Below are 22,672 nucleotides of genomic sequence, written 5' to 3'. Positions count from 1 at the left end.
ATAGCGCGGCTTCTCATCACAGGACACGACCCTTAGCGCCTGCCCTTCGAGAGCGGCGCCCTTCGAGGACGACCCATGAAAGCCGACATCCATCCCGACTATCACACCATCAAGATCGTGATGACCGATGGCACCGAGTACACGACGCGCTCGACCTACGGCAAGGAGGGTGATGTCCTCCAGCTCGACATCGACCCGAAGGTCCATCCGGCCTGGACGGGCGGTTCGCAGCAGCTGATGGACCGCGGCGGTCGCCTGTCGCGCTTCAATCAGAAGTTCGGCGGCATCGGCGCCCTCAAGAAGTAAGTTTTCGCCTCCCGGCGGTCCTGCAAGAGCCCCGGCCTCGCCAAGGCCGGGGCTTTTTGCGTGGGCCTTGCCGCGCGTCGACGGCCGCAGGTATGACGTGATCGTCATGTTGCAGTGCAATATAGGCATTGCTGGGAGCACGCCGGTCGGCTAGAGCGCGAACGGGAGACGACGCCGGACTTGTGAGGGGACAGCCAGACGGGCGCATTGCGCCCCCCGGAGACCGCCCCATGCTGGAAGACCTCACCGCGAGCGGCGTCATACGCAAGCTCTACGCCTGGGAGACGGCCCTCCTGAAGGCGCATTTCCTCCGCCTCGACGCGGATGCCCGCCACGGTCGCTTCGCGGCCGGGGTCTCCGACGCCACGGTCTCAGCCTATGCGGACAAGGCGCTCGGACCCGACGCGATCGTCCATGGCTTCTTCGTCGACGGCGTGCTGCGCGGCGCCGCGGAACTGCGCCTGATGCCGGCGCATACCGGCGAGGTGGCGGTGAGCGTCGAGGAGGACTGGCGGCTGACGGGCGTCGGATCCGCCCTGTTCGGCCGGCTGCTCCTCACCGCCCGCAATCGCGGACTCACCGACCTCGTCATGACCTGCCTGCCCTCCAACCGCGCCATGCAACGTCTGGCGGCGCGTTTCGAGGGGCGGATCACCTATGCCTCCGGCGACAGCCATGCGCGGGTCGCGGCACGGCCGGCGACGCCGCTGTCGCTCTGGCGGGAGCTGTGGCGGGATTCGGCCGCGGCCGCGGAGACGGTGGTGGAGCGGCAGATCGGCCTGATCAGGCGCGCGCCCGGCTGGAGCGGGGCGCGCTGAGCCTCAGCGGGCCATGGTGACCGGCGCGCCGGTGGCGGTGGCCCCGCCATAGGCCCCGCCGCCCTGCGGCGACAGGCGGGCCGCGACGCGTCCGCCCGGCTGGAGCAGGACGATCTCCGAGCCGCGCTGCTCCCAGGCGTTGATGCGGGCGAGCGAGGGCGCGCGGCAGTTCTGCGGGCTGGCGCGATAGAATTCGAACAGCGGCGTCGAGGTGAGCGTGATGCGGCAGCGGTCGCCGGCATCCGTCACCGTCCAGGTGCCGGCGATGCTGGTGGGGCCGGAGGCGGCGCGCTCCTGGCGCGGCAGGGCGGCGACCACGGGCGGCGCGGAGGGCGTGGCGGTGCCGGGACGCGGCGGTTCGGGCTGCATGATCTGCGGCTGGGCCGAGGGGGCGAGCGCCGTGTCGACGGCCGGGGGACCGGTGTCGGAGCGGCCGGAGACGGAAGGCGGCGCGATCTCCTGGCTCTCGATCGTGCCGGCGGCGCCGGGCTGACCGCCGGGGATGATGTCGTCGGACGGCGCCGGGCGGATCTGCGGCTGGACCTCGGTGCGGGCGACGGCGGGGGAACGTCCCCAGCCGCCGGAGCCACCGCCTCCGTCGCCGAAGCGGGACGAGGAGGTGCAGCCGGCGAGGAGGATGGAGCAGAGGACGAGTGCGGCGGGGCGCATACCCATGAAGCGGTTCACCCAGAGGCTGAGGTCGCGCGATGCGCGGACTGTGCCACGGTGGCGCCACGGAACGGCGATTCCGTGGCAGCGCCGCGACACGCTGACGATGTTCGCGTTCTGGTTAACCGATCGTTGAGGCTGTTGCAGCCGCTTTTTTTGCGTGCGGGGCGCGTCAGACCTGGCGCGCCACCATCATCTTCTTGATCTCGGCGATGGCCTTGGCGGGGTTGAGACCCTTCGGGCAGGCCTTCGAGCAGTTCATGATCGTGTGGCAGCGGTAGAGCCGGAACGGATCCTCGAGATTGTCGAGGCGCTCGCCGGTGGCCTCGTCACGGGAATCGATGAGCCAGCGATAGGCCTGCAGCAGGATCGCGGGGCCGAGATAGCGGTCGCCGTTCCACCAGTAGCTCGGGCAGGAGGTGGAGCAGCAGGCGCAGAGGATGCATTCGTAGAGGCCGTCGAGCTTCTCGCGGTCCTCCTTCGACTGCCGCCACTCCTTCTCGGGGCGGGCGGTGGTCGTCTTCAGCCAGGGCTCGATGGAGGCGTGCTGGGCGTAGAAGCGGGTGAGGTCGGGGACGAGATCCTTCACCACCGGCATGTGCGGCAGCGGGTAGATCTTCACCTGGCCGGCATTCACCTCGTCCATGCCCTTGGTGCAGGCGAGGGTGTTGGTGCCGTCGATGTTCATGGCGCAAGAGCCGCAGATGCCCTCACGGCAGGAGCGGCGGAAGGTCAGGGTGGGGTCGACCTTGTTCTTGATCCAGATGAGCCCGTCGAGGACCATCGGGCCGCAATCGTCGCGGTCCACGTAGAACGTGTCGATGCGCGGATTGGCGCCGTCGTCCGGATTCCAGCGATAGATGCGGAACTCGCTCAGCCGGTTCGACCCCGGCGGCTTCGGCCAGGTCTTTCCCTCTGTGATCTTCGAGTTCTTCGGAAGCGTGAACTGAGCCATGTGATGTCTACTTGTCGTGCGGCCGAGCAAGGCTGACTTCCCATCAAGCCTTGGCGCGCCCTTGTCAATCGGGTCTTTTGGCGGGACGGGTGCCCGCGCCCCCTCAGCCGCGCATCCACCAGACGACGAGCGTGCCGAGAACGGCGGCGACGAGCCCCACCACGCGCAACTGCTGGTCCGGCGTGACGCGCATGGTCTCGAGCGCATCCCTTATACGCGAGGGGAAGGCTGCGAGGATCAGCCCCTCGATCACGAGCACGAGACCCAAGGCGACGAGAAAGTCTTGCATGGCGCTTGTTTATTGGGACAGGGCCGCTGCGAGGTGATCGCGGCGGCCCTGTCCGGGAGCTGGAAGGATCAGTTGCCCGTCGGCGGCGTCGCCGGGGTCCCCGGAGCCGGGGGCCGGGGGCCGTTCCGCCGGCCTGCCGGGTCGCCGAAATAGCGGAAGAACTCGGAGTTGGGCGACAGCACCATGCGGGTGTCGCTCTGCTTCAGGCTCTGCTCGTAGGCCTGCATCGTCCGGTAGAAGGAGAAGAAGTCCGGATCGCGGTTGAAGGCCTCGGCGAAGATCTTGTTGCGCTCGGCATCGCCCGCACCGCGGAGCTCCTCCGACCGCCGGTCCGCTTCGGCGAGAATGCCGACGACCTCGCGGTCGGCGCGGGCGCGGATGGTCACCGCCGCCTGCTGACCGGTGGCGCGCAGGTCGGCGGCCTCCTGGCGGCGTTCGGTCTGCATGCGGTTGAACACCGCCTCCTGGTTGACCTGAGGCAGGTCGACCCGGGTGAGGCGCAGGTCGACGATGGCGACGCCCAGCGTCGTCGCTTCGCGGTTCACCTCTTCCTGGATGCGGTTCATCAGCCGGTCGCGATCCGTGCGGATCAGCTGCGCCATGGTGGCGCCGGCGATGATGTTGCGCATCGAGGAATTGACGAAGCTGGCGAGGCGCGTGTTGGCGTTGGGGATCGTCCGCACCGTCTGGAAGAAGCGCAGCGGCTGGGTGATCCGGTAGCGCGCGAAGGCGTCCACGTCGAGGTTCTGGCGGTCGGTGGAGAGCACCGTCTGCACCGGCAGGTCGAGGTCGAGGATGCGCTTGTCCACGGTCACCACGTTCTCGATGAACGGAACCTTGAAGTAGAGGCCCGGCTCGCTGATCGGCTCGCGCACCACCTGCCCGAAGCGCAGCACGATGGCGTGCTGCGTCATCTGGACGATGAAGAACGAATTGGCGAGGACGAAGAGCGCTATGGCGGCGACGACGCCGAAGACGAGTTTCAGAGAGGAGTTCATCGCTGGGTCCTCGGGGCGCCGGCGGCCGGGCCGCCCGCCGGGGGCTGCTGGCCGGGGCGGCGCATGATCTGGTCGAGCGGCAGGAAGGGCTGGACGGCATTGCCGCCGGCCTGGTCGATGATGACCTTGTCGGTGCCGCCGAGGATGCGCTCCATGGTCTCCAGGAACATGCGCTCGCGCGTCACGTCCGGAGCCTGGCGGTACTGCTCGAAGACCTGGGTGAAGCGGCTCGCCTGACCGCTGGCCTCGGCGACGACGCGGTCGCGGTAGGCCTCGGCCTCCTGGAGGATCTGCGAGGCGCGGCCGCGCGCCTCGGGGACCACCTGGTTGGCATAGGTGCGCGCCTCGTTCTGGACGCGCGTCTGGTCCTGCTGGGCGGCGTTGACGTCGAGGAAGGCGTTGCGCACCTGGGTCGGCGGCAGGGCCGAGAGGAGCTGGACGACGCGGATGTTCACGCCCGACTGGTAGTCGTCCATGATACGCTGCATGATCTGGCGGATTTCCGACGCGATCGCGGCCTGATCGACAGTGAGGATGTTCTGGATGTTGCGCCGGCCGATGGACTCGCGCAGGGCGCTCTCGGCCACCGCCTTGACGGTGCCTTCCGGGTTCTGGAGCTGGAAGACGAAGTTGGCGACTTGCGCCGCGTTGACGTCCCACTGAACCTCGAGGTCGATGTCGACGATGTTCTCGTCGCCGGTGAGCATCAGGCTCTCCTCCGGCACCTCGCGATTGGCGCCGCGCGGCCCGCCGCCGGAGCGGTAGCCGATCTCGGTGCGGCGCACGTCGGTGACAGGCACCTTGTAGACGGTGCCGAAGGGCGCCGGCGGGTTCCAGTTCAGGCCCGGCGCGGCATTGCCGATGTGGCGGCCGAACACGGTGTTCACGCCGACCTCGTTCTGGCTGACCGTATAGAAGCCAGTGAGGCCGTAGATGATGAGGCCGAGGACAGCGATGAGGGCGATGCCCTTGGCGCCGATATTGCCGCCACCGCCCGGAAGGACGTTCTTCAGCCGCTCCTGGCTGCGGCGGATCAGCTCCTCGAGGTCAGGAGGCTGGTTGCCGCCGCCGCCACCGCCGCCGCCCTGGGGACCCTGACCCCAGGGGCCGCGCGGACCGCCGCCACCACCGCCGCCCGTGCCGCCGCCGCCCCAGGGGCCGCCGCCGCCTTGATTGTTCCACGGCATGAACTGTCCTCGCTTGATGGCAGGACGGGAGCCCTGCTCACGCCCGAAGGCGCTTGACGTTACGCCCGGATATAGAAGACCGCCTCGCCGCTTTCAACGCGGCGGGGGGTGGGAAGTCCACCCGCAGGGCGTCTTGGTGAATATGACGCGCCCCGTCAGGCCCCTGCAGGCGCCCTAACGGGGGGAGGTGTCCGGCCCCTGCGCTGCGCCATGCGGCGTTCCGCCGCTGGTGCGCCGGTAGGCGACGACACGGAAAGGGTGGTCGTCGCCGGGTCCCGCCGGGTGCTCGGTTCCTGTCTCCGCGGTCCAGATCGCCGGGTCGATGGCGGGAAAGAAGGCGTCGGCCTCCGGCTCGGCATCGACATGGGTGATGAGGAGCCGGTCGGCCCGCGGCATGGCCTGGGCATAGATGTCAGCCCCGCCGAGAACCGCTATCTCCGGGGCGCCCGAGCGCAGCGCCTCGGCATGGGCGATGGCGAGAGCCGCCTCGAGCGAGCCGGTGACGACGGCGCCGGGCAGCGACAGGCCGGGCTGGCGGGAGGCGACGATGTTGAGGCGCGTCGGCAGCGGCTTGCCGCCGAAGCTCTCGAAGGTCTTGCGCCCCATGACCAGCGGCAGGCCGGCCGTGGCGGCACGGAAATGCGCCATGTCGGACTTCAGGCGCCAGAGCAGGTGGTTGTCGCGGCCGATGGCGCCGTTGGCGGCGACGGCCGCGATGAGGACGATGGGGGTCAATTGCGCAATCTCAGCGATTCATCTTCAGAATGATCGCCTCGGGGAGGAACACCCCGTTGAACATGTTGTTCGACAGCTGGACCTGGCCCCCGGCGCCGAGCTTCACAATTCGGCCCAACGCTTCCAGCGCCTTGTTGTCGGAGGCGATTAGGTCGATATCACTGGTGTCGATGCCGCCAATCTCCTGCTGGTGGGCCGCCACGATCGCGGCGATACGCCGGTAGGCCTCGCGCTTGTCGTCAAACGGGCGTGCGAACTCGAGCCAGAGCCTCCAGTTTGCGTCTTCCGCAGCGAGGACGAAAAGGGCGGACCTGATGGCGAGCCCCTGGCTCTCCAGCAGCGACATCAGAGCCCGGGCACCCCCTACGTCAGGCCCTACCAGTGCAGTTTCAGCCATGGGAGAACTCCGTGGTTCCGATTTCCGACCGCGTCGATCATGCTGCTCGCGGTCAGTTCATCGATCATCCGATAGCGGCTTTCCTCGGACCATTGTACCACGACCGACCAATTCGCCGCGAACTGGACATCGTCAACCTGACGCTGTTTCATTTCCCCAGTAAGACCGGCCAGTCCGACAAGCTCCTTCAATGAATGAGTGTAGACCGCCGAGACGAAGCGGCGATCAGGGATGGAGTGAGCCGCAAACTGCAGCGCGATACAGGCTTTGAAGCCGATCTCGACCGCATACCCCGCCATATAGAAGGCGTTGGATGGGCGTCTATGGGACAGCAGCAGGAGCGCATCTTCATACTTGGCTTCCGCCAACTGATGCAGATCAGCCCGCTTCAGGCCAAAGCTCACGCCGACCGCCCTAGACCGCCACCGGCGCCTTGATGGCCGGATGCGGCTCGTAGCCCGTCAGCGTGAAATCGTCATAGGTGAAGGCGAAGAGGTCGGTCACGTCGGGGTTCAGCGTCATGACCGGCAGGGGCCGCAGCGGGCGGGTGAGCTGCAGCTCGGCCTGCTCGATGTGGTTGGTGTAGATGTGGGCGTCGCCGAGCGTGTGGACGAAGTCGCCTGGCTTCAGCCCCGTCACCTGCGCCAGCATGAGGGTCAGGAGCGCGTAGGAGGCGATGTTGAAGGGTTTTCCGGTCATGCCGTTTTGAGACCGAACCGCTATTGTGCTTGCGGCCCGCTGACGCCGCGCAAAGCGCAAAGCCTCGGCGGAGCTGGTCGGGGTTGCTCAGCCGAGGCTTTGTCGCGCCTCAGGCGGCTAGCCAACGCCGATTGAAGCGTCAGTCGTAAGAAGGGTTCACTGTCCCGCTGTTGCCGGAGGCACCAACTCAGAGGCGGGGAGCAGCCACCCCGACGGCGTCTGGAAGCCGGAGACGGCACGGCGAGAAGCCTGCGTCCTTCCGGGTCGCATAGCTCAAGGCGCCAGCCTCGCCGAGGGGCGCCTGGTCGACCATGAGACGATGAGCGTGAAGGAGCCTTGCGAACGCTACCTGGATGAGGCGACGCAGGGCCTCATTCTCGGCAAAGGCCGTCGCCCGAAGAAAGCTTTTGCAATCTACATAGGCGAGGGACGGATTAAGCGGCACATCATCCCGCTGCTCGCACCTGCAAGGCTAAAGACATCGCTTCGGCCGACGTGATCCGGTTCAGCTTGAAGGACACGAAGGAAGGCCTGTCGGTCAGGCCGGTCGGGCTTCCCGCGCTCGAGCTCTTGGAGCAGCGTCGGCCTGACGAGGCGAGTAGCCCAACCTTTCCGGGAACGATTGAAGGTAAGCCGGTCGGCTTTCCCAAGCACTGGCGCAAGATCGCGGAGTTAACGCCGCTCGCCGATGTGGCACCCCACGTCCTTCGCCACAGCTATGCACGCCTCGCCAATGATCTCGGTTTCACCGGAGCGACCGTAGCCGCACTTCTTGGCCACGCGCAGGGGTCCGTCACTACCCGCTACATCCACGAGATGGACACCGCGATAATCAAGCACTGGACGCGGTCTCGGGATACGTGCAGGGCTTACTCGATGGCCTGAAGTTCAAGCGCCTCTCCTACGCGCCCTACAGAGCCTCTCGCCGTGCCGCGATGCGCCGCTTGTTCGACGAGGCGGGGTAGCCCGAGCGCAGGCCGCGGCTCGTGGCCTAAGTACGAGTTCACAGCTTAAACACAGATAGCGAGCTGTTGGTCATGCCTCGACGCCTCCTCGAGACACCTCGGCAGGGTGACGGGCCGAGAGGATTATGGCGGTGCATCGAAAACCGCTTCTTGCTAGGCTTCGGCCGGGCAGGCCGGAGTTGCGCGGATCGATTCGCTCGCAGATACCTCGGTCGTTCGAGGTGAAGGGCGTCCTGACGTTCCATGGCGATTTACAGCTGGCATGAGATCGCCGACGTCCCTGCCGCGCCTGGCGTTTATGCCTGGTATTATACACCCGAGATAACCGCATTCGATCTCGACCGCATTACGTCGGACATTCTGAGGCTGAAAGAAAGTCGGGGAACATCGGCGGCCAAAGATGCGGTCCGCGACTTCCTTGATGAGTCGGTATTTCGCTATTTCCGTGAGCAGCCCTATTCAGCGCAGCTGCGCGGGCCGCTCAAGCCGCGTTACGAAGGACTAATCGAGCACCGCCCCACTCTTTCCGACTCGCTGCTGGAGCGGATCGTCGAGGAGCCCGCCCGGCTTGCGACCATTCGCACGGTTCTTGAAGCCTCAGCCCCGAATTTCGCGTCGCCGATCTACATCGTGACCTGCCACTGCTTTGTCATCCAGCGGCGGTTAGAGCCTCGGCGGGTTTTGCGCGGGATTGCGCAGCGGTGGTGAGCTTGGCGGCATAGGCCGCCGGCGGGATATATCCGAGCGCCGAGTGAGGGCGCCGGAGATTGTAGTCGTCAGCCCAGGCGGCGATCCTGATCCTGGCGTGGTCGAGCCCGAAGAACAGGCTCTCATTGAGCAGTTCGTCACGCATGCGTCCGTTGAAGCTTTCGCAGAAGCCGTTTTGCATGGGCTTGCCCGGCGCAGTGAAGTGCCACGTGACCCGGTTCTCCTGCGCCCAGGCGAGCATGGCGTTCGAGGTAAACTCGGTTCCGTGATCGGAGACGATCATGTCTGGCTTGCCCCGACGTTCGATCAACCCCGTCAGTTCGCGTGCAACGCGCCGCCCCGAGATCGAGGTGTCGGGAATGGCGGCAAGGCATTCCCGAGTGACGTCATCGACCACGTTGAGAATGCGGAAGCGCCGGCCGCAGGCAAGCTGATCATGGACGAAGTCGAGCGACCAGCGTGCGTTGGCCTTCGCTTCGACGAGGATCGGTGCCCGTGTTCCGACTGCGCGGCGTCTGACGCGCCGCTTGCGCACGGTCAGGCCTTCCTCGCGGTAGAGCCGGTAGATGCGGTTGATCCCGGAAGGCTCGCCGTCGCGGCGTAGAAGCACAAATAACCTGCGATAGCCGAAGCGCCTCCGCTCATTGGCGAGGTCGCGCAGCTGGGTTCGCAGGGCCAAATCCGGCGGACGACACGACCGATAGCGGACCATCTTCCGGTCAGCGTCGACGATGCTGCAGGCCCGCCGTTCCGACAGGCCCATGACGGCCCGCAGATGCGCGACTGCCTCGCGCTTGGCGGCGGGCCCTACCATTTTTTTGCGAGAAGCTCGCGAAGTGCAGCTGCATCCAACATCTGCTCAGCCAGAAGCTTCTTCAGCTTGGCGTTCTCGTCCTCGAGCTGCTTCAGCCGCTTCGCCTCGGAGACATCCATCCCGCCATAGCGGGCCTTCCAGTTGTACAGCGTCGCTTCCGAGATCCCGTGCTTACGCGCCAGGTCGGCGGTCTTCGCCCCCGCCTCGTGCTCGCGCAGAACCGCGATGATCTGCTCCTCGGTGAACCTTGCTCGCTTCATCTGTCCGTCCTCGTCAGGGCCGGACTCTAACTCCGCGTGGAGGAAAAACTCAGTGGCAGGTCACCTCCGATCGAGCCCTTCGGCGTGCATGGCCAAACTTCGGTCACGAAAGGCGGCTTCAAGCCAAATTCGCATCTCGGGCAATAATGCCTTCGGATTGGTCTCGACGTTGTAGAGTTTTTCATATTCTGAAAATACGGAGAAAAGTCTTTGTCCGCCAGGTTGCTCAGGTATACCTATCGCTTTTGTGTAATATTTTCGGCTGATCATTCCTCCTCTACTCGTTACAAGTCGCCCGGATCGCTTGTCCTCCTCTATGACGGCCCTCAAAAGACACTCTCTTCTGGCCCAATCAACACGTTGGCCCTGGCTCATACCGCAACATCCGCTTGGATTGCAGGGTGAGGATCGTAGTTCTCAACCAAGAAATCCGAAATTTTGTAATCATCGATGCTAGGAACGTCCCTTACTATACTCATGGTGGGAAACGGCCGGGGATCACGGCGGATCTGCTCGCGGGCCACGTCTAGATGATTCCTGTAGAGGTGCGTATCGCCACCGACCCAAATCAGCTCTCCAGGCTCAAGCTTGGACTGCTGTGCAAGCATCAACTGAAGAGTTGCAGCGCCTACAAAATTGAACGGGGCCCCGAGCAAAAGATCGACAGACCTTTGAAAGAGTAAACAATTGAGTCTTCCGCCTGAGGTTACATGATACTGGTACACCATGTGACATGGAGGCAGCGCCATGTCACTGAGTTCAGCAACGTTCCAACCGTGAAAAAGCATTCGCCGACTTGATGGATTATTTTTGAGCAGTTGAACGAGCACAGCAATCTGGTCATGCTCTCGTCCATCTGGCCCCAACCAGCGACGCCATTGCTTCCCGTAGACCGGGCCGAGTTCGCCCCATCTCCGAGCAAAAGCGTCGTCCTCTAATATGCGGCGCTCGAAATCTGTTTGCGTGATCGTTTCCCCGGTCGCAGCTCGGTAGGAGGCGAGCGGCCAATCCGTCCAAATTCGGACGTTATCTTTGAGAAGGTCTTGAATGTTGGTGCCGCCCGTCAGGAACCACAGCATCTCCTTAACAGCAGTTTTCCAATATACTCGCTTCGAGGTGAGGATCGGGACATGCCCTTGCGATAGGTCGAAGCGGACCATACTACCAAAGACTGACCGGGTGCCGACGCCGGTGCGGTCTATTCGCTCGTCCCCTGTTTCCAGTACTCGTTCGAGTAGGTCGAGGTACTGGTATTCTGGATGTCTCATTCCCAACTCCGTGCAATCTTCGCAGCGGGCTTCTCGGGCGGACCTTAAGGTGACTCGGCTGTTTCGTCACCGTGCGTATGAGGAGAGAACATGGTGGGCTGCCTTCGGCGGTTGCCCAAAGCGCTGGCTCGTCCTGGTAGCAGCCGCCACGGGAAGAGGTGCCTACCAAGCTTTCAGTTGAGAAGCACAAAGGGCGGCGACCGAATTACACGGCAGTCAGTTTCAATAGCGGTATGGTGTCAGCGTCCTGGCATGCGAGCTTCGCCACTCAATATCTGTAGCGGCAAACTAGTGATAGTTGGCCTTTCGTGGGCCGGAATTGCTATCGGGATTGGCCGCGCTGCAGTCACTAATTTCCTGCGTTATTCCTGAAAAATTGCCCACGCCGAGGAAGATGTCGGCGGAGCGCTGGTAGAGCTGGCAGGAGAGCCTGCCGTCCGCCACGTAGAACTGGAACAGGCAGTGGCAGGGCGGCAGCGCCATGGCCTCGACATCCGCCGGGTTCCAGGCCGAGACGATGAGGCGGCGGGAGTCCGGATTCGCCTTCAGCATCGCCACGAGATTGGCGATCTGGTCGATGGTGCGGCCGTCGGGGGCGGCCCAGGAGCGCCACTGCTTGCCGTAGACGGGGCCGAGATTGCCCTCCGCATCGGCCCATTCGTCCCAGATGCTGACGCCGTTGGCCTTGAGATAGGCGATGTTGGTGTCGCCCTTCAGGAACCAGAGGAGCTCGTGGACGATCGACTTCAGATGCAGCTTCTTGGTGGTGACCATCGGAAAGCCCTCCGACAGGTCGAAGCGCATCTGGTGGCCGAAGACGGAGAGCGTGCCGGTGCCGGTGCGGTCGTCCTTGCGGGCGCCGTGCCTGAGCACGTGCTCCATCAGGTCGTGATACTGGCGCATGGCGGCCTCCGGCGAATCCGAGAGCGGAGACTATAGCGCGGAAGGCGGCTCGCTGGCAGCAGCGCGCGGCGCGACACCCACATGAATCGGCGGGCGCCGGCGGTCCGGCGCCCGGGAGGCGCTCACTTCTTGACGAAGAGGTCGAGCTTCTTGAAGTGCTCGGCGAGCAGGTAATAGACCGTCACGCGGTTCTTGGTCCGGTCGCCCTTGAGGGCGGCGGCGACCTTGGCGAGCGCCGCGTCGATGGCGGCCTCGTCGGTCAGCGCCAGCTTCTTCATGCAGAAATTCTTCTTCACCCGGGAGACTTCCTCGGGATCGGCAAAAGACACGAGAGAGGAATCGCGATTCCTGAGCGCGATGCCGAGATATTTGACGATGCCCGCGACGGCCGCTTCGTCCGCTTTCGGCGCATATTTCTTTACGTCAGCCAACCAGTCGCTCATGCCGATTTCTCCCCTGTTCTGCGGCATCGACCCGACCCTGACGGGCCGGGAGCGAGCGAAGACTAGCACCGGCCCGACGGTGCGTCGCCACCCGCGACCTCCGGCAAAAACCCGATGAGCCCGGCGGTCACTGCGCCAGGATCGAGGGCCACTTGCGATCGGCGGCGGCGATGAGACTCTCGGCATCGGCGAGCCAGGTCCGGTGGACCCGGGCGTCGTAGTTGAAGTGGAGCCGGCCGGCGACGATGCGCCAGTGGCGGGGATCGCCCGAGGCACGGTAGCCCTGGGCGGCGGCCCAGGAGCAGTGGCCGCCATAGGCGGGGGCGTAACGGGCGGGATCGGCGGCGAAGGCGTCGCGGGCGTTGGCGCTGGCGAAGCGCCACACGGCGTCCTTCCAGCGATGGGTGAAGCGCGGATCGCCGCGCAGCGCCCGTCCCTCGCGGTGGAAGGCGACGACGTCGTAGCCGTCGGCGGCGAGGTTTGAGAGCGTGCCCGTATAGACCTCGGGTCCGGCGACGGCGGACATGGCGGAGACGAGGAGCGAGGCGCCCGCGAGGAGGGGGCCGAGGGCGCGGCGGGTGAGGCTGGAGGCAGGCGGCATGGTCGACCCTTTCGTCCGGCGGGGCGGGCTTGCCCTCACGCGGACTTACGGATCGTCGCGGGCGGCCGTTACGCCCCCTCCGAACGCAACCGGCGGCACCCGAGGGCGCCGCCGGCAGGAAGGTTCGTACGGGACGGCCCGGGGATCACTCGACAAAGACGGTGTCGCGCTTCTTGGTGATCGCCGGCAGGAAGGAGATGATCAGCATCAGCACGGCGATGGCGATCAGCACGGCCGAGATGGGCCGGTTGACGAAATCGACGAAGACCGACCAGTCGCCGCGCGACATCAGGATCGACCGGCGCAGATACTCTTCCATCAGCTTGCCGAGCACGAAGCCGAGCAGCAGCGGCGCGACCTCGAAGCCCATCTTGATGAAGGCGTAGCCGACGAGGCCGAAGAAGGCGGTGATCATCACGTCGAAGGGGTTGTTGTTCACCGAGTAGATGCCGATGCAGCAGAACATCAGGATCGAGGGGAACAGCATGCGGTAGGGCACCTTCAGGAGCTTCACCCACAGGCCGATCATCGGCAGGTTGATGATGAGCAGCATGAGGTTGCCGATCCACATCGAGGCGATCATGCCCCAGAAGAGATCGGGCCGCTTTTCCATGACCTGCGGGCCCGGCACGATGCCGTGGATGGTCATGGCGCCGACCATGAGGGCCATGACGGCGTTGGGCGGGATGCCGAGCGTCAGCAGCGGGATGAAGGAGGTCTGCGCGCCGGCATTGTTGGCGCTCTCCGGACCCGCGACGCCCTCGATCGCGCCCTTGCCGAAGCGGCTCGGATCCTTGGCGATCTTCTTCTCCAGCGTGTAGCTGGCGAAGGGACCGAGCACCGCGCCGTTGCCGGGCAGGATGCCGAGGGCGGCGCCCAGGCCGGTGCCGCGCAGCACCGGCATGAGCGACTGCTTCATCTCCTCCCAGTTGGGCAGGAGGCTGCCGATCTTGCTCTTCAGCACGTCGCGCGTCTCGGGCGATTCGAGATTGCGGAGGATTTCCGCGAACCCGAACATGCCCATGGCGATGGTGGTGAAGTCGATGCCGTCGGAGAGTTCCGGCCAGCCGAAGGTCATGCGGTCGGCACCGGTCTCGAGGTCCTGGCCGACGGTGGAGAGGGTGAGGCCGAGCAGCACCATGGCCACGGCCTTGATGACCGAGCCGCGCGCCAGCACGACGGCGAAGATCAGGCCCATGACCATGAGCGAGAAATACTCCGCCGGGCCGAAGAGCAGCGCGACGCGGGTCAGCGGCGCGGCGAGGGCCGCGATCACGATCGTGGCCACCGAACCGGCGAAGAAGGAGCCGATGGCGGAGATGCCGAGGGCGGCGCCGGCGCGGCCGTTGCGGGCCATCTGGTGGCCATCGAGCACGGTGACGATGGAGGTCGCCTCGCCGGGGATGTTGACGAGGATGGCCGTGGTCGAGCCGCCGTACTGCGCGCCGTAGTAGATGCCGGCGAGCATGATCAGCGCGCCGACCGGGTCGAGGCCGAAGGTGATCGGCAGCAGCATGGCGATCGTGGCGATCGGGCCGACGCCGGGCAGCACGCCGATCAGCGTGCCGATCATGCAGCCGAGGAAGCAGAGACCGAGGTTCTTGACGGTGAAGGCGACGCCGAAGCCCAGCGCCAGATTGGCAACCATATCCATGTGACGCGCCTTACCAGCCGGCCCACGGGGCGACCGGGATCGGCAGCCTCAACGCGACTTTGAACAGCAGGATGCAGAAGGCGGTCATGGCCGCCGAGAAGATCAGCGTCTGGGTCCAGTTGCGCTCGGTGGCGGCAAGGCTGGCGACGACGAGGGTCAGCGGTCCGGCGACGATGAGGCCGAGCGGCGGCAGGAGATCGGTGCGGCCGATTCCGGGGATGTTGAGCGTGGTGCCGCGGATCGTCATGGCGAAGAGCAGGACGGCGCCGAGAACGAAGACCGGGCCGCGGATCGACCAGGCCTCGAGGCGCGGACCGACGACGGTCAGGGCCTGGACGATGATCACCACGCCGACGGCCACGAGGAGAAATGAGAGGCCGCGCGGGAAGGAGCCGGGGCCGAGATTGGCACCGCGGCCGCCCGTCAGATTCGAGGACGCCCACATGATCAGGAGGCCGAAGGCGATGATGAACAGCCCCGCAAACATGTCCTGGGGGCTCTTGATCAGGCCGCGTGTATTGTCATCCGCTTTCGCGCTATCGTCGTGCATCGTCCCCCCGCGTCGGAGCGTTGTCTTGAGACTTTCTGTCGCCCCGTGCTCTTGCGCGCGGATGACATCATGTCAACACCCCGAAGACAAGCGGGAGGCGATTCACGGATAGGGGAGGATGCGTATCTTTCGGCCTTCCCGCAGCGCAACATCAACTGGTTGCGGCGCTTCGCGTACGGTAATGATCCAGCACGAAGAGCCGGATCGAAGACGACAGATTGCCATGGGTCCGGCCCCCGTCGATCTGCCCCACGAGATCCGACAGGGTCTCGCGGCGCTCGGCGGCGATTTCCTTCAGGGCATTCCAGAATTCGTCCTCCAGGCTGACGCTGGTCTTGTGGCCCTCGACCACGATCGAACGTTTGACAACGTGGCTCTTCATTCAGCTTCACTCCGGGCGCTTGTGACCGTCCAGCCGCTTGGCGTCGAGGGCCTTGCGTGCCTCTTCGAGCTTTCGCTCGCCGGCTGGACGACCAAAGCGCAGACGATTGGCGTCAGCGCCGAGGGACTCCGCTTCGCGCGCCTTGCGTTTGCGTGCGCGCTTCAAATTGACGATGTCACCCATGGCAACAGTCCAAATTCGCAAAGAGGGGTTCGGTTCCGGCAGTGATAAAAAAAAAGGCAGCCGGCTCGGCAAGGGGTAGGTGCCGCGCTGCACGACAGGTCTGCACGCGGCAGCCGTCAGGCATCGCGGGCGGGACCTGTCGGGGGACCAGTCTCTGGCGCGGCGTGCCGCGGGAGGCGCCTTATTTCTTGCGGAACTTGTCGAGGCTGACGACCTCGGCGCCGGCCGCCCCGGCATCGGTGCCGGGATGATCGGCCTTGGGGGCGTCGCCGGGCTCGGCCCGGGGCGCGGAAGCCGGCAGCGGCGAGACCGCGGAGGGTTCTGCCTCGCCGGACGGGCGGGGAGTGATCTCGCGCACCCCCGTGTCGCCCTTCTCCGCCTCGGCGCCGGCCACCTCGAACTGGAGGCCGAACTGGACGGAGGGATCGAAGAAGCCTTTGACCGCGTCGAAGGGCACGAGCAGGCGCTCGGGGATGCCGCCGAAAGAGAGGCCCACCTCGAAGCTGTGCTCGGTGACGATCAGGTCCCAGTACTGGTGCTGGAGAACCACCGTCATCTCCAGCGGGTACTTCTCCCGCATGCGGTTGGACAGGCGGACGCCGGGAGCGCGGGTGTCGAAGGTGATGTAGAAATGATGGTCGCCCGGCAGGCCGTCGCGCGCCGCGTCGAGGAGGACACGGCGGACCACGCCGCGCAGCGCGTCCTGGGCCAGAAGATCGTAGCGAATGAGGTCTGTTGGCATGTGCTGGTCGATCGCGGAACGGACCCGGGGCCTTCTGTCGCGCTGTATGGGACCCTTCCGGGCCACCGCGCCGCGGACCGGAGAGAAGTGGAGGCTTCTGTTGCCAGGTGCCTCCGAACCCCGCCTTACAGTGCTACCCGCAAGGACTTGATTTCGGTACCATCACCGCATTACGCGGCAACGGCCACCGGAGCATAGTTGTCGTTGGCAACTATTGAGACGGCCCGATAACGGCGGAACCATGCCGAGCAAAAGCCCACCCTTTACACCCTCGTCGATCCTGTTTCGCCCCCATCAGAAACACCCTAGAAGGGTCCTTCTGGTGGAGGCGCCGGGTACTGCCCCCGGGTCCGAAAGGCTTATTACGATGGCCGTTTATCGCCATAGCCGGGTTGCCCCGGCCCGCTGAATATAGGGGAGCCCGCGCCTCAGCGAAAGGGCTTCAGCGACGCATCCCCGGCGCAGGACCGACCTCGACCGGCGGCGGCAGGGGCGGAAGGATCGACAGGGGCGCGCCGGTGGCCGCCGGCGGGGCGGCACGTGCCCCGTCGAGGGCGCGACGGACCACTCCGGGCAGGTCGGAGCCGGCGCTGGGGGCGGGAGCCGGACCGGTGCGTGGCGCGGCCGGACGCGGCGCCGGGACGGGCGCGCCGTCCTGCGGCGGCTCGGGCGCCGGCACGCGCGGCGCGGGGCTCTCCGGCATCAGGAACATCTCGGCGGTCACCGGCGGCGGCATGGGCGGCATGGCGACAACGACCTGCGGCGGCGGCACCGACGTGTGACGGGAGAAGGCGCGCTGGCGGCTGCGCTCCAGCCGGTCGCTCTCGGTCATGCGGATGCGGAAGGCGGCGCGGTCGATGAGCCTGAGGCCCAGCCAGCCAGAGACGTCGTCGGTCTCGATGGCGCGGGCGGGCGCGCCGATCGGTCCCTCGAACCGCATGGCGATGACCGGCATGGTCTCGGCCTCGGGGATGGGATCCGGCGTGACGCGGACCTGGGCGGCCATCGTCCCCTCGGCGAGGTCGAAGCTCCCGGACCAGGCGATGCTGCCGCCGGGGACCGCAAAGGAGGTGCTGCCGGCACGGGCGGTGAGCCCGACGAATCCCAGCGTCGCACGGCCGCCGCCGAGCGGAACGGACGCGTCCAGAGCCTGGGCGAGAGCCGCGCCGAACGCCATGTCGGTCATCGGCCGGCCGAGATCCTGGGCGATCTCCGCCTGGCGGGTGACACGCGCCAGCGAAGCCGGATCGGCACCGGACACGGCCGTCGTGCGGAAGATCAGCTCGCCCGATCCGTTGAGGCCGGCAACGAGGGCCGCCGGCGTCGCCCCGTCGGCGGCGAGATCGGCGGTCACCGCCAGCTCGCCCTTCGCCCCGGGAAGGGCCAGGACCGCCGGCACGCCGGTGAGGGCGAGCCGCGCCGACAGGAGCGTGCGCAGGGCGGAGCGATCAAGGGTCAGGCCGCCGCTGACGCGGGCCGGGCCGGCCGCCGCGCCGAGGTCGCGCAGGCTGGTGACGCGGCCCTGGCGCAGGAGGCGCGCCGTCACGCCGGTGAGGGCGGGATAGCCGCCGAGGCCGATGCGCGCGATGCGGAGCGCCACATCGGCATCGACGTGGTCCAGAACCGTCTCGCCGAAGGCGGCGGCGGCGAATTCCCCCGCCCCGCCGTCGACGAGCCAGGCCGGGCCCGACAGCAGCGCCATCGCCGCCTCGCCGGTCATGTCGCCAAGGCCGATCTCGCCGCGGGCGGAAGCGCCGCGCCCGTTCAGACGGGCGGTGACGGTGGTGCCGCCGAGCCGACCCTCGGCCTTCTCGGTGCGCCAGCCGCCGTCATCGGCGACGGCGGTGAGGTCGAAACTCCCCGGCAGGCGGCCGGCGATTTCGGCGGGGACGCCGGCGAGCGGCATGAGGGCCGAGACGTCCTCGGAGCGCAGGGCGGCGGTGAGGCGGCCGCTGCCGTCGCCGCCGCGACCGGCGTCGAAGGAGAGCGTGGTGCCGGCGGAGACGAGAGAGCCCCGCAGCCGCAAGGTGGCGGGATCCGGGCGCTCCACCTGCGCCGACAGGCGGGTGCGGGCGACAGGCGTCGGCGCCGGCGCGGCGGCGCCCGCCACCAGGGCGAAGATCTGGTCGGCGCGCGGCGCGTCGATGGCGAGGGCGACACGGCCCGTCAGACCCGCCGGCTCGAAGGGATCGCCGGCGCCGGCAGCGTCGATCTGCAGGTTCGCCTCGCCGACACGGCCCTCGATCCTGAGGCCGAGGGCGCGGCGGCCGCTGGCGGCGAAGGTCACGGCGAGGTCGGCTCCGGCGAGCGACGGCGCCCGGTTCCGGATCCATTCGGCCAATGTCCGCGTGCGTTCGTCACGCAGCAGCAGGGCGACGAGGCCGTCCGCATCGGCCGCCCTGAGCCGGCCGGAGAGCCGCCCGAGCAGCGGCCCGCCGAGGCCGTCGAGACGGCCGGTGAGATCGAGGCCGAAGCCGGCGAGGTCGCCGACCTTCAGCCGCTCGGCCTCGAAGGTGCGCCCGTCGGTGGCGACGGCGAGATCGACGTCGCGGGCCAGGAAGCCGGCGAAGCGCGCCTGGCCGGCGCGCAACTGGACGCGGGTGTCGGTGGCGGGGTCGAGCCGCGCCCCGGCGCCGCGGGCGATGCGCAGCATCAGGTCGAGGTCGAGGGCGTCGGCCGTCAGCTCGGCCTGGAAGGCGTGGCGGCCGAGGGCGGGCACGTCGAGCGCGATGCGGCCGGAGGTGCGGCCGGCGGCGGTCTGAGCGGTGATGTCCTCGAGAAGGAGGCGCCCGGCATCGGCCGTCATGCGGGTCGTCAGGGTCAGCGGATCGTCGAGCGTGCCGGGAGGCGTCGGCTGGCCGTCGAGCCAGGAGAGCAGCACGGCGGGCCGCGCCGCGTTGACGGACAGCGTTCCGGCAAAGCCCATCTCGCCGGCGAGCGTCAGATCGCCCGCCGCCTCGACCTGCGCCTCTCCGGGAAACCGGCCTGAAAAAGCCTTGACGGTCCAGCGGCCGTCGACCGCCTCCATGTCGCCGCGCAGGTCCCCGAGCGGCGCCCCGCCGAGGGTCGCGCCGGCAATGTCGAAGCCGAGCGTCATCGGCACGGCGCCCTCGGCCAGACGCGGGACTTCGGCGAGCAGCGCCGCAAGCACCATGCGCGGCGTGCGGGGCGGACCCTCGATCAGCTTGTCGAGGTCGGCCTGCCGGACGGAGACCACCGCCTCGATCGCGCCGCCCGGCCCGAAGCCGCGGCGGAAGGAGCCGGTGGCGCGGGCGATGCGCTCGCCGGAGCCGACCTGCGCCTCCGCCCGCTGCATGACGAGGGCCTGGGCCGTCGCGGCGGCCGGACCGGAGACGCGCCAGGGCAGCCGGCCGCTGCGGCCGGTCATGACCAGGGTGCCGTCGAAACGCGGCCGCCCCGCGGCGCCGATCGTGCCCTCGGCCTCGAGGCCCGGCCCCTCGGGACGTTCGGGCACCCTGAGGCGCAGCATGAGGTCGCCGTGCTCGGCGAGGCTCATCATCAGATGCAGCGGCAGCACCGTCTCGCCCACCGTGGCCGAGCCTTCCAGCCTGACCGGCCCGGCCGTGCCGCGCGATTCGCCCGACAGCATCATCCGCTCGGCGAGGAGGGTGGCCGGGCCCCCCTCCTCGGACACGGAAAGGCGGGCGTTCTCGACCGTCAGCGCCTCGACGGGCAGGACGCGGCCCGGCACCTGGCCGAGCCGGAGACGCACGTCCGCGTCGCGGATATGGAGGGCGTTGAGGGAGGCCTCGCCGCGCAGCAGGGGCGCCACGCGCAGCTCGCCGTGGAGCCGGCCGATCCGCGCGCCGCTCGTCTCCGTGCCGATGGCGACGTCGCGCGCGTCGATGCGGATGGTCGGCAGGAGGCGGATGGAGAGGTCGCCGCCGATCCGAACCGGCGTGCCGAACAGGCGCGAGGCCTCGGCCTCGATGCGCGGCCTGTAGCCGTTCCAGTCGACCAGCCACGGGCCGATCACCGCCGCGACGATGGCGGCGATGAGGGCGATGGCGATGGCAAGCAACGTGTTCTGCAAGGCGGCACGCTCCATGCGGACGGCGCATGCCGGAATGTAGGGGATGCGCCGCCGGATCGAAAGGCTGACGCCGCGGCCGCGCGCCTCAGCGCGTCAGCATGCGCGGCTGGCTCATGCCCCAGCCGAAGGCGCCGCCGGGCGAGGACGGTTGCAGCATCTGCACCGTCTCGGGCCGCGGACGGCAGACGCGGCGGGTCCAGCGGGGATCGTGGCGGGCGAGGTCGAGGTGGAAGTGGTCGTAGTGGAACGGGTCGGCGCCGGGGCCGAGCACCGTGGTGAAATGGTCGCAGGCGCGCACGAAGATCTCACGCAGGAAGCCCGACTCGGCCGTCTCGCCGCGCCAGTGCTGGCGGATCACCACGGTATGGCCGCTCGACAGGACGAAGGCGAAGACGTCGAGGGCATTGCCGAAGGAATGTTCCGACATGCGGCCGGAGCGGCCGCCGCGGATGCCGCGGCAGGAATAGGAGCCGGCCTTCACCTCGAGGACGGCGGCGCCGAACCAGCGCTGGGCCGCCGGCTGCACGACATTGTCGATCCAGCGATCGACGGTCGGCACCATCTGGCAGGCGAGCGTCTGCGGGCGGTTGTAGGCGACCTGCCCGCGCGCCTGGGCGGCGACGCGCAGCGGATAGTCCATGCCGCAGGTGCCGGGCCCGTTGATGGTGTTGGCGCGCTGGACGTAGCGCGACATCTGCACGGCGCCCGAGGCCATGCAGCGGCTCTCGAGGTCGGAGCGCCACTGCTCGCGCCGCTCATAGGCATAGCGGCCGCAGGCCGCCATGGTCAGGGCGACCAGGGCGAAGGCGAACCATCTGAAGGCCCGGCGGCCCGGGCGCTGTGTGCCGAACGCAACACTCATCGGCTTTTCCGAAAATGCGGGAAATGTCCCTAACGTGCCGTTCATCATGGCGCGGCCGGGTGAACAGGCTGCCAAGAAAGGCGGTAAAGAAAGGATTGCGCGGCTGTCCGGCGAGGAGACACTTCCTTCGCGCAGCGGCTTCGCCTAGTCAGGCCCGATGAGCACCGATTTCACCGACGCGCGCCTGCTCGATGCCCTCGGCACCCTCGCCAGCACGGCAGGGGCCGCGATCATGGCCCATTACGGCGGGGCGTCGTCGATCAAGAGCGACGGGTCGCCGGTCACGGCCGCCGACCACGCGGCGGAGCAGGTCATCCTGGCGGGGCTCGCCGGCCTGCTGCCGGAGGTGCCGGTGCTCGCCGAGGAGGCCGCCGCCGCCGGCCGGTGGCCGGCCTCGACGCGGATGCTCGTCGCCGTCGACCCGCTCGACGGCACGCGCGAGTTCATCAGCCAGAACGGCGAGTTCACCGTGAACATCGGCCTCATCGCCGACGGCCGGCCGGTGGCGGGAGTCGTCTTTGCGCCGGCCCTGTCGCGGCTGTGGCTGGGGGCGGGGTCGAAGGCCGAGGCCATGGAACTGCCCCCCGGTGCTCCCATCTCCGCAGCGACCCGTCGCCGGACCATCCGCACGCGCCCCCTGCCCGCCGGCGGGCCCGTCGCGCTGGTGAGCCGCTCCCATCCCGACGCCGCCACCAGCGCCTATTACGCCGGGCGCGGCATCGGCGAGCAGCGCCCGGTGGGCTCGTCGCTGAAGTACACGCTCATCGCCGAGGGAGAGGCCGACGTCAGCGCCCGCTTCGCCTCCATCACCGAATGGGACATCGCCGCCGCCCATGCCGTTCTCGCGGCGGCCGGAGGCGAGATGACGCAGCCCGACGGCGCGCCGCTGGTCTACGGCCGGGCGGAGCGGCAGTTCCGCACCGATCATTTCATCGCCTGCAGCGGCGCCTATGCGGCGGCCGGACGCCGCTGACGCGGGGGCTGCGCGTTTCGGTCGCAGATTTTTGATCCGGCGCCCCGGCGGTCACGGCCCCGGAACGGCCGCGATCTGCAGCCCTGAGGCGCCTGCAAGTTGACTGAGTGTTTCAACAAATTTCCGCATTTGGAGACATTCCAAACAGATGTCTGGAGTCATTCCAATGTTGTTCCACGGTCTTGCCCTGCGGAACCGGCGATAGGATAGTCGCGCACCCTTTCCCGCCCCCGGTCCGCCCCCCGGTCCGCAGCGCA

At 67.6% G+C, this 22,672-nt stretch carries 25 protein-coding genes, 1 other RNA gene and 2 pseudogenes; 5 read left to right on the top strand and 23 right to left on the bottom strand.

Annotation, left to right across the window (positions count from 1 at the left end; translation table 11 throughout):
• Window positions 1-75 precede the first annotated feature (75 nt).
• Together rpmE and C6569_RS00410 are read left to right on the top strand one after the other, a co-directional pair.
• Window positions 76-306: a 50S ribosomal protein L31 gene (gene rpmE / locus C6569_RS00415; protein WP_106746996.1), complete on the top strand. Its 231-nt coding sequence runs from the start codon at window positions 76-78 to the stop codon at window positions 304-306.
• 230 nt (window positions 307-536) lie between these two features.
• Window positions 537-1,124, top strand: a complete 588-nt coding sequence (locus C6569_RS00410) for a GNAT family N-acetyltransferase (protein WP_106746995.1) — start codon at window positions 537-539, stop codon at window positions 1,122-1,124.
• Between the two features lie 3 nt (window positions 1,125-1,127).
• Here the strand turns inward: C6569_RS00410 and C6569_RS00405 are convergent, their stop codons facing one another.
• The 9 genes and pseudogenes from C6569_RS00405 to thyA form a co-directional block, all read right to left on the bottom strand.
• A complete protein-coding gene (locus C6569_RS00405) occupies window positions 1,128-1,799 on the bottom strand; it encodes an AprI/Inh family metalloprotease inhibitor (RefSeq protein ID WP_106746994.1) in 672 nt (223 codons plus the stop codon).
• Between the two features lie 166 nt (window positions 1,800-1,965).
• The gene (locus C6569_RS00400; RefSeq protein WP_106746993.1) at window positions 1,966-2,748 is read right to left on the bottom strand and encodes a succinate dehydrogenase iron-sulfur subunit; all 783 of its coding nucleotides are present in this window, start codon (window positions 2,746-2,748) and stop codon (window positions 1,966-1,968) included.
• A 103-nt stretch (window positions 2,749-2,851) separates the two neighbouring features.
• Window positions 2,852-3,037, bottom strand: a complete 186-nt coding sequence (locus C6569_RS00395; protein WP_106746992.1) for a DUF2065 domain-containing protein — start codon at window positions 3,035-3,037, stop codon at window positions 2,852-2,854.
• A 68-nt stretch (window positions 3,038-3,105) separates the two neighbouring features.
• The gene (gene hflC / locus C6569_RS00390; protein ID WP_106746991.1) at window positions 3,106-4,035 is read right to left on the bottom strand and encodes a protease modulator HflC; all 930 of its coding nucleotides are present in this window, start codon (window positions 4,033-4,035) and stop codon (window positions 3,106-3,108) included.
• Window positions 4,032-5,222 (bottom strand): FtsH protease activity modulator HflK, encoded by a 1,191-nt coding sequence (hflK, locus tag C6569_RS00385; RefSeq protein WP_106746990.1) that lies wholly within the window; start codon window positions 5,220-5,222, stop codon window positions 4,032-4,034. Before hflK ends, hflC begins: the two co-directional genes overlap by 4 nt.
• 174 nt (window positions 5,223-5,396) lie before the next feature.
• A complete protein-coding gene (locus C6569_RS00380) occupies window positions 5,397-5,957 on the bottom strand; it encodes a dihydrofolate reductase (protein WP_106746989.1) in 561 nt (186 codons plus the stop codon).
• Window positions 5,958-5,967: 10 nt separating this feature from the next.
• Window positions 5,968-6,303 (bottom strand): hypothetical protein, encoded by a 336-nt coding sequence (locus tag C6569_RS00375; protein WP_106746988.1) that lies wholly within the window; start codon window positions 6,301-6,303, stop codon window positions 5,968-5,970.
• A gap of 29 nt (window positions 6,304-6,332) precedes the next feature.
• Window positions 6,333-6,758 carry a DNA-binding protein gene (locus C6569_RS00370; RefSeq protein ID WP_146144692.1) on the bottom strand — a complete coding sequence of 142 codons (426 nt, stop codon included), beginning with the start codon at window positions 6,756-6,758 and terminating at the stop codon, window positions 6,333-6,335.
• Window positions 6,759-6,768: 10 nt separating this feature from the next.
• Window positions 6,769-7,047 (bottom strand): annotated as a pseudogene (gene thyA, locus C6569_RS00365) (thymidylate synthase); the annotation flags it as partial.
• Between the two features lie 516 nt (window positions 7,048-7,563).
• On the opposite strand from thyA, the gene C6569_RS00360 reads away from it, so the two are divergent.
• The gene (locus C6569_RS00360; protein ID WP_181313860.1) at window positions 7,564-7,938 is read left to right on the top strand and encodes a tyrosine-type recombinase/integrase; all 375 of its coding nucleotides are present in this window, start codon (window positions 7,564-7,566) and stop codon (window positions 7,936-7,938) included.
• Between the two features lie 323 nt (window positions 7,939-8,261).
• The gene (locus tag C6569_RS00355) at window positions 8,262-8,726 is read left to right on the top strand and encodes a hypothetical protein (protein WP_106746985.1); all 465 of its coding nucleotides are present in this window, start codon (window positions 8,262-8,264) and stop codon (window positions 8,724-8,726) included.
• Here the strand turns inward: C6569_RS00355 and C6569_RS00350 are convergent.
• The 14 genes and pseudogenes from C6569_RS00350 to C6569_RS00290 form a co-directional block, all read right to left on the bottom strand.
• Window positions 8,668-9,800, bottom strand: a protein-coding gene (locus C6569_RS00350; protein ID WP_106746984.1) for an IS3 family transposase whose coding sequence is annotated in 2 segments (ribosomal slippage) — window positions 8,668-9,548 and window positions 9,548-9,800 — 1,134 coding nt in all. Because the reading frame shifts where the segments join, the coding sequence is not laid out codon by codon here. The two genes, C6569_RS00355 and C6569_RS00350, sit on opposite strands and share 59 nt — an antisense overlap.
• 60 nt (window positions 9,801-9,860) lie before the next feature.
• Complete coding sequence (locus tag C6569_RS21600) at window positions 9,861-10,070, bottom strand: hypothetical protein (protein WP_146144691.1); 210 nt, start codon at window positions 10,068-10,070, stop codon at window positions 9,861-9,863.
• Window positions 10,071-10,171: 101 nt separating this feature from the next.
• The gene (locus C6569_RS00345; RefSeq protein ID WP_106746983.1) at window positions 10,172-11,068 is read right to left on the bottom strand and encodes a thymidylate synthase; all 897 of its coding nucleotides are present in this window, start codon (window positions 11,066-11,068) and stop codon (window positions 10,172-10,174) included.
• Window positions 11,069-11,395: 327 nt separating this feature from the next.
• Window positions 11,396-11,971 (bottom strand): annotated as a pseudogene (locus C6569_RS00340) (thymidylate synthase); the annotation flags it as partial.
• Between the two features lie 122 nt (window positions 11,972-12,093).
• On the bottom strand, window positions 12,094-12,414 hold the full coding sequence (locus C6569_RS00335; protein WP_106746981.1) for a DUF2853 family protein: 321 nt from the start codon (window positions 12,412-12,414) through the stop codon (window positions 12,094-12,096).
• A gap of 127 nt (window positions 12,415-12,541) precedes the next feature.
• Window positions 12,542-13,015 (bottom strand): YHS domain-containing (seleno)protein, encoded by a 474-nt coding sequence (locus tag C6569_RS00330; protein WP_106746980.1) that lies wholly within the window; start codon window positions 13,013-13,015, stop codon window positions 12,542-12,544.
• Window positions 13,016-13,160: 145 nt separating this feature from the next.
• Complete coding sequence (locus C6569_RS00325) at window positions 13,161-14,669, bottom strand: tripartite tricarboxylate transporter permease (protein WP_106746979.1); 1,509 nt, start codon at window positions 14,667-14,669, stop codon at window positions 13,161-13,163.
• A gap of 10 nt (window positions 14,670-14,679) precedes the next feature.
• On the bottom strand, window positions 14,680-15,156 hold the full coding sequence (locus C6569_RS00320; protein ID WP_181313859.1) for a tripartite tricarboxylate transporter TctB family protein: 477 nt from the start codon (window positions 15,154-15,156) through the stop codon (window positions 14,680-14,682).
• Between the two features lie 214 nt (window positions 15,157-15,370).
• On the bottom strand, window positions 15,371-15,601 hold the full coding sequence (locus C6569_RS00315; protein ID WP_106746977.1) for a ribbon-helix-helix domain-containing protein: 231 nt from the start codon (window positions 15,599-15,601) through the stop codon (window positions 15,371-15,373).
• 6 nt (window positions 15,602-15,607) lie between these two features.
• Window positions 15,608-15,784: a DUF4169 family protein gene (locus tag C6569_RS00310; RefSeq protein WP_106746976.1), complete on the bottom strand. Its 177-nt coding sequence runs from the start codon at window positions 15,782-15,784 to the stop codon at window positions 15,608-15,610.
• A 181-nt stretch (window positions 15,785-15,965) separates the two neighbouring features.
• On the bottom strand, window positions 15,966-16,526 hold the full coding sequence (locus C6569_RS00305; protein WP_106746975.1) for an SspB family protein: 561 nt from the start codon (window positions 16,524-16,526) through the stop codon (window positions 15,966-15,968).
• An 86-nt stretch (window positions 16,527-16,612) separates the two neighbouring features.
• Window positions 16,613-16,967, bottom strand: a transfer-messenger RNA (tmRNA) gene (gene ssrA, locus C6569_RS00300).
• A 1-nt stretch (window position 16,968) separates the two neighbouring features.
• A complete protein-coding gene (locus tag C6569_RS22335) occupies window positions 16,969-20,580 on the bottom strand; it encodes an AsmA family protein (RefSeq protein ID WP_181313858.1) in 3,612 nt (1,203 codons plus the stop codon).
• Between the two features lie 85 nt (window positions 20,581-20,665).
• Entirely contained in the window at window positions 20,666-21,442 is a 777-nt protein-coding gene (locus C6569_RS00290; RefSeq protein ID WP_181313857.1) for an extensin-like domain-containing protein, read from the bottom strand.
• 157 nt (window positions 21,443-21,599) lie between these two features.
• Here C6569_RS00290 and C6569_RS00285 point away from each other — a divergent pair, with 157 nt between their 5' ends.
• Complete coding sequence (locus tag C6569_RS00285) at window positions 21,600-22,415, top strand: 3'(2'),5'-bisphosphate nucleotidase CysQ family protein (RefSeq protein WP_106746972.1); 816 nt, start codon at window positions 21,600-21,602, stop codon at window positions 22,413-22,415.
• Window positions 22,416-22,672 lie beyond the last annotated feature (257 nt).

Source organism: Phreatobacter cathodiphilus, from assembly GCF_003008515.1.
GTDB classification, from domain to species: Bacteria; Pseudomonadota; Alphaproteobacteria; order Rhizobiales; family Phreatobacteraceae; genus Phreatobacter; species Phreatobacter cathodiphilus.
The sequence above is the reverse complement of the archived record's forward strand: the minus strand, read 5'-3'. Positions and strand labels throughout refer to the sequence as shown.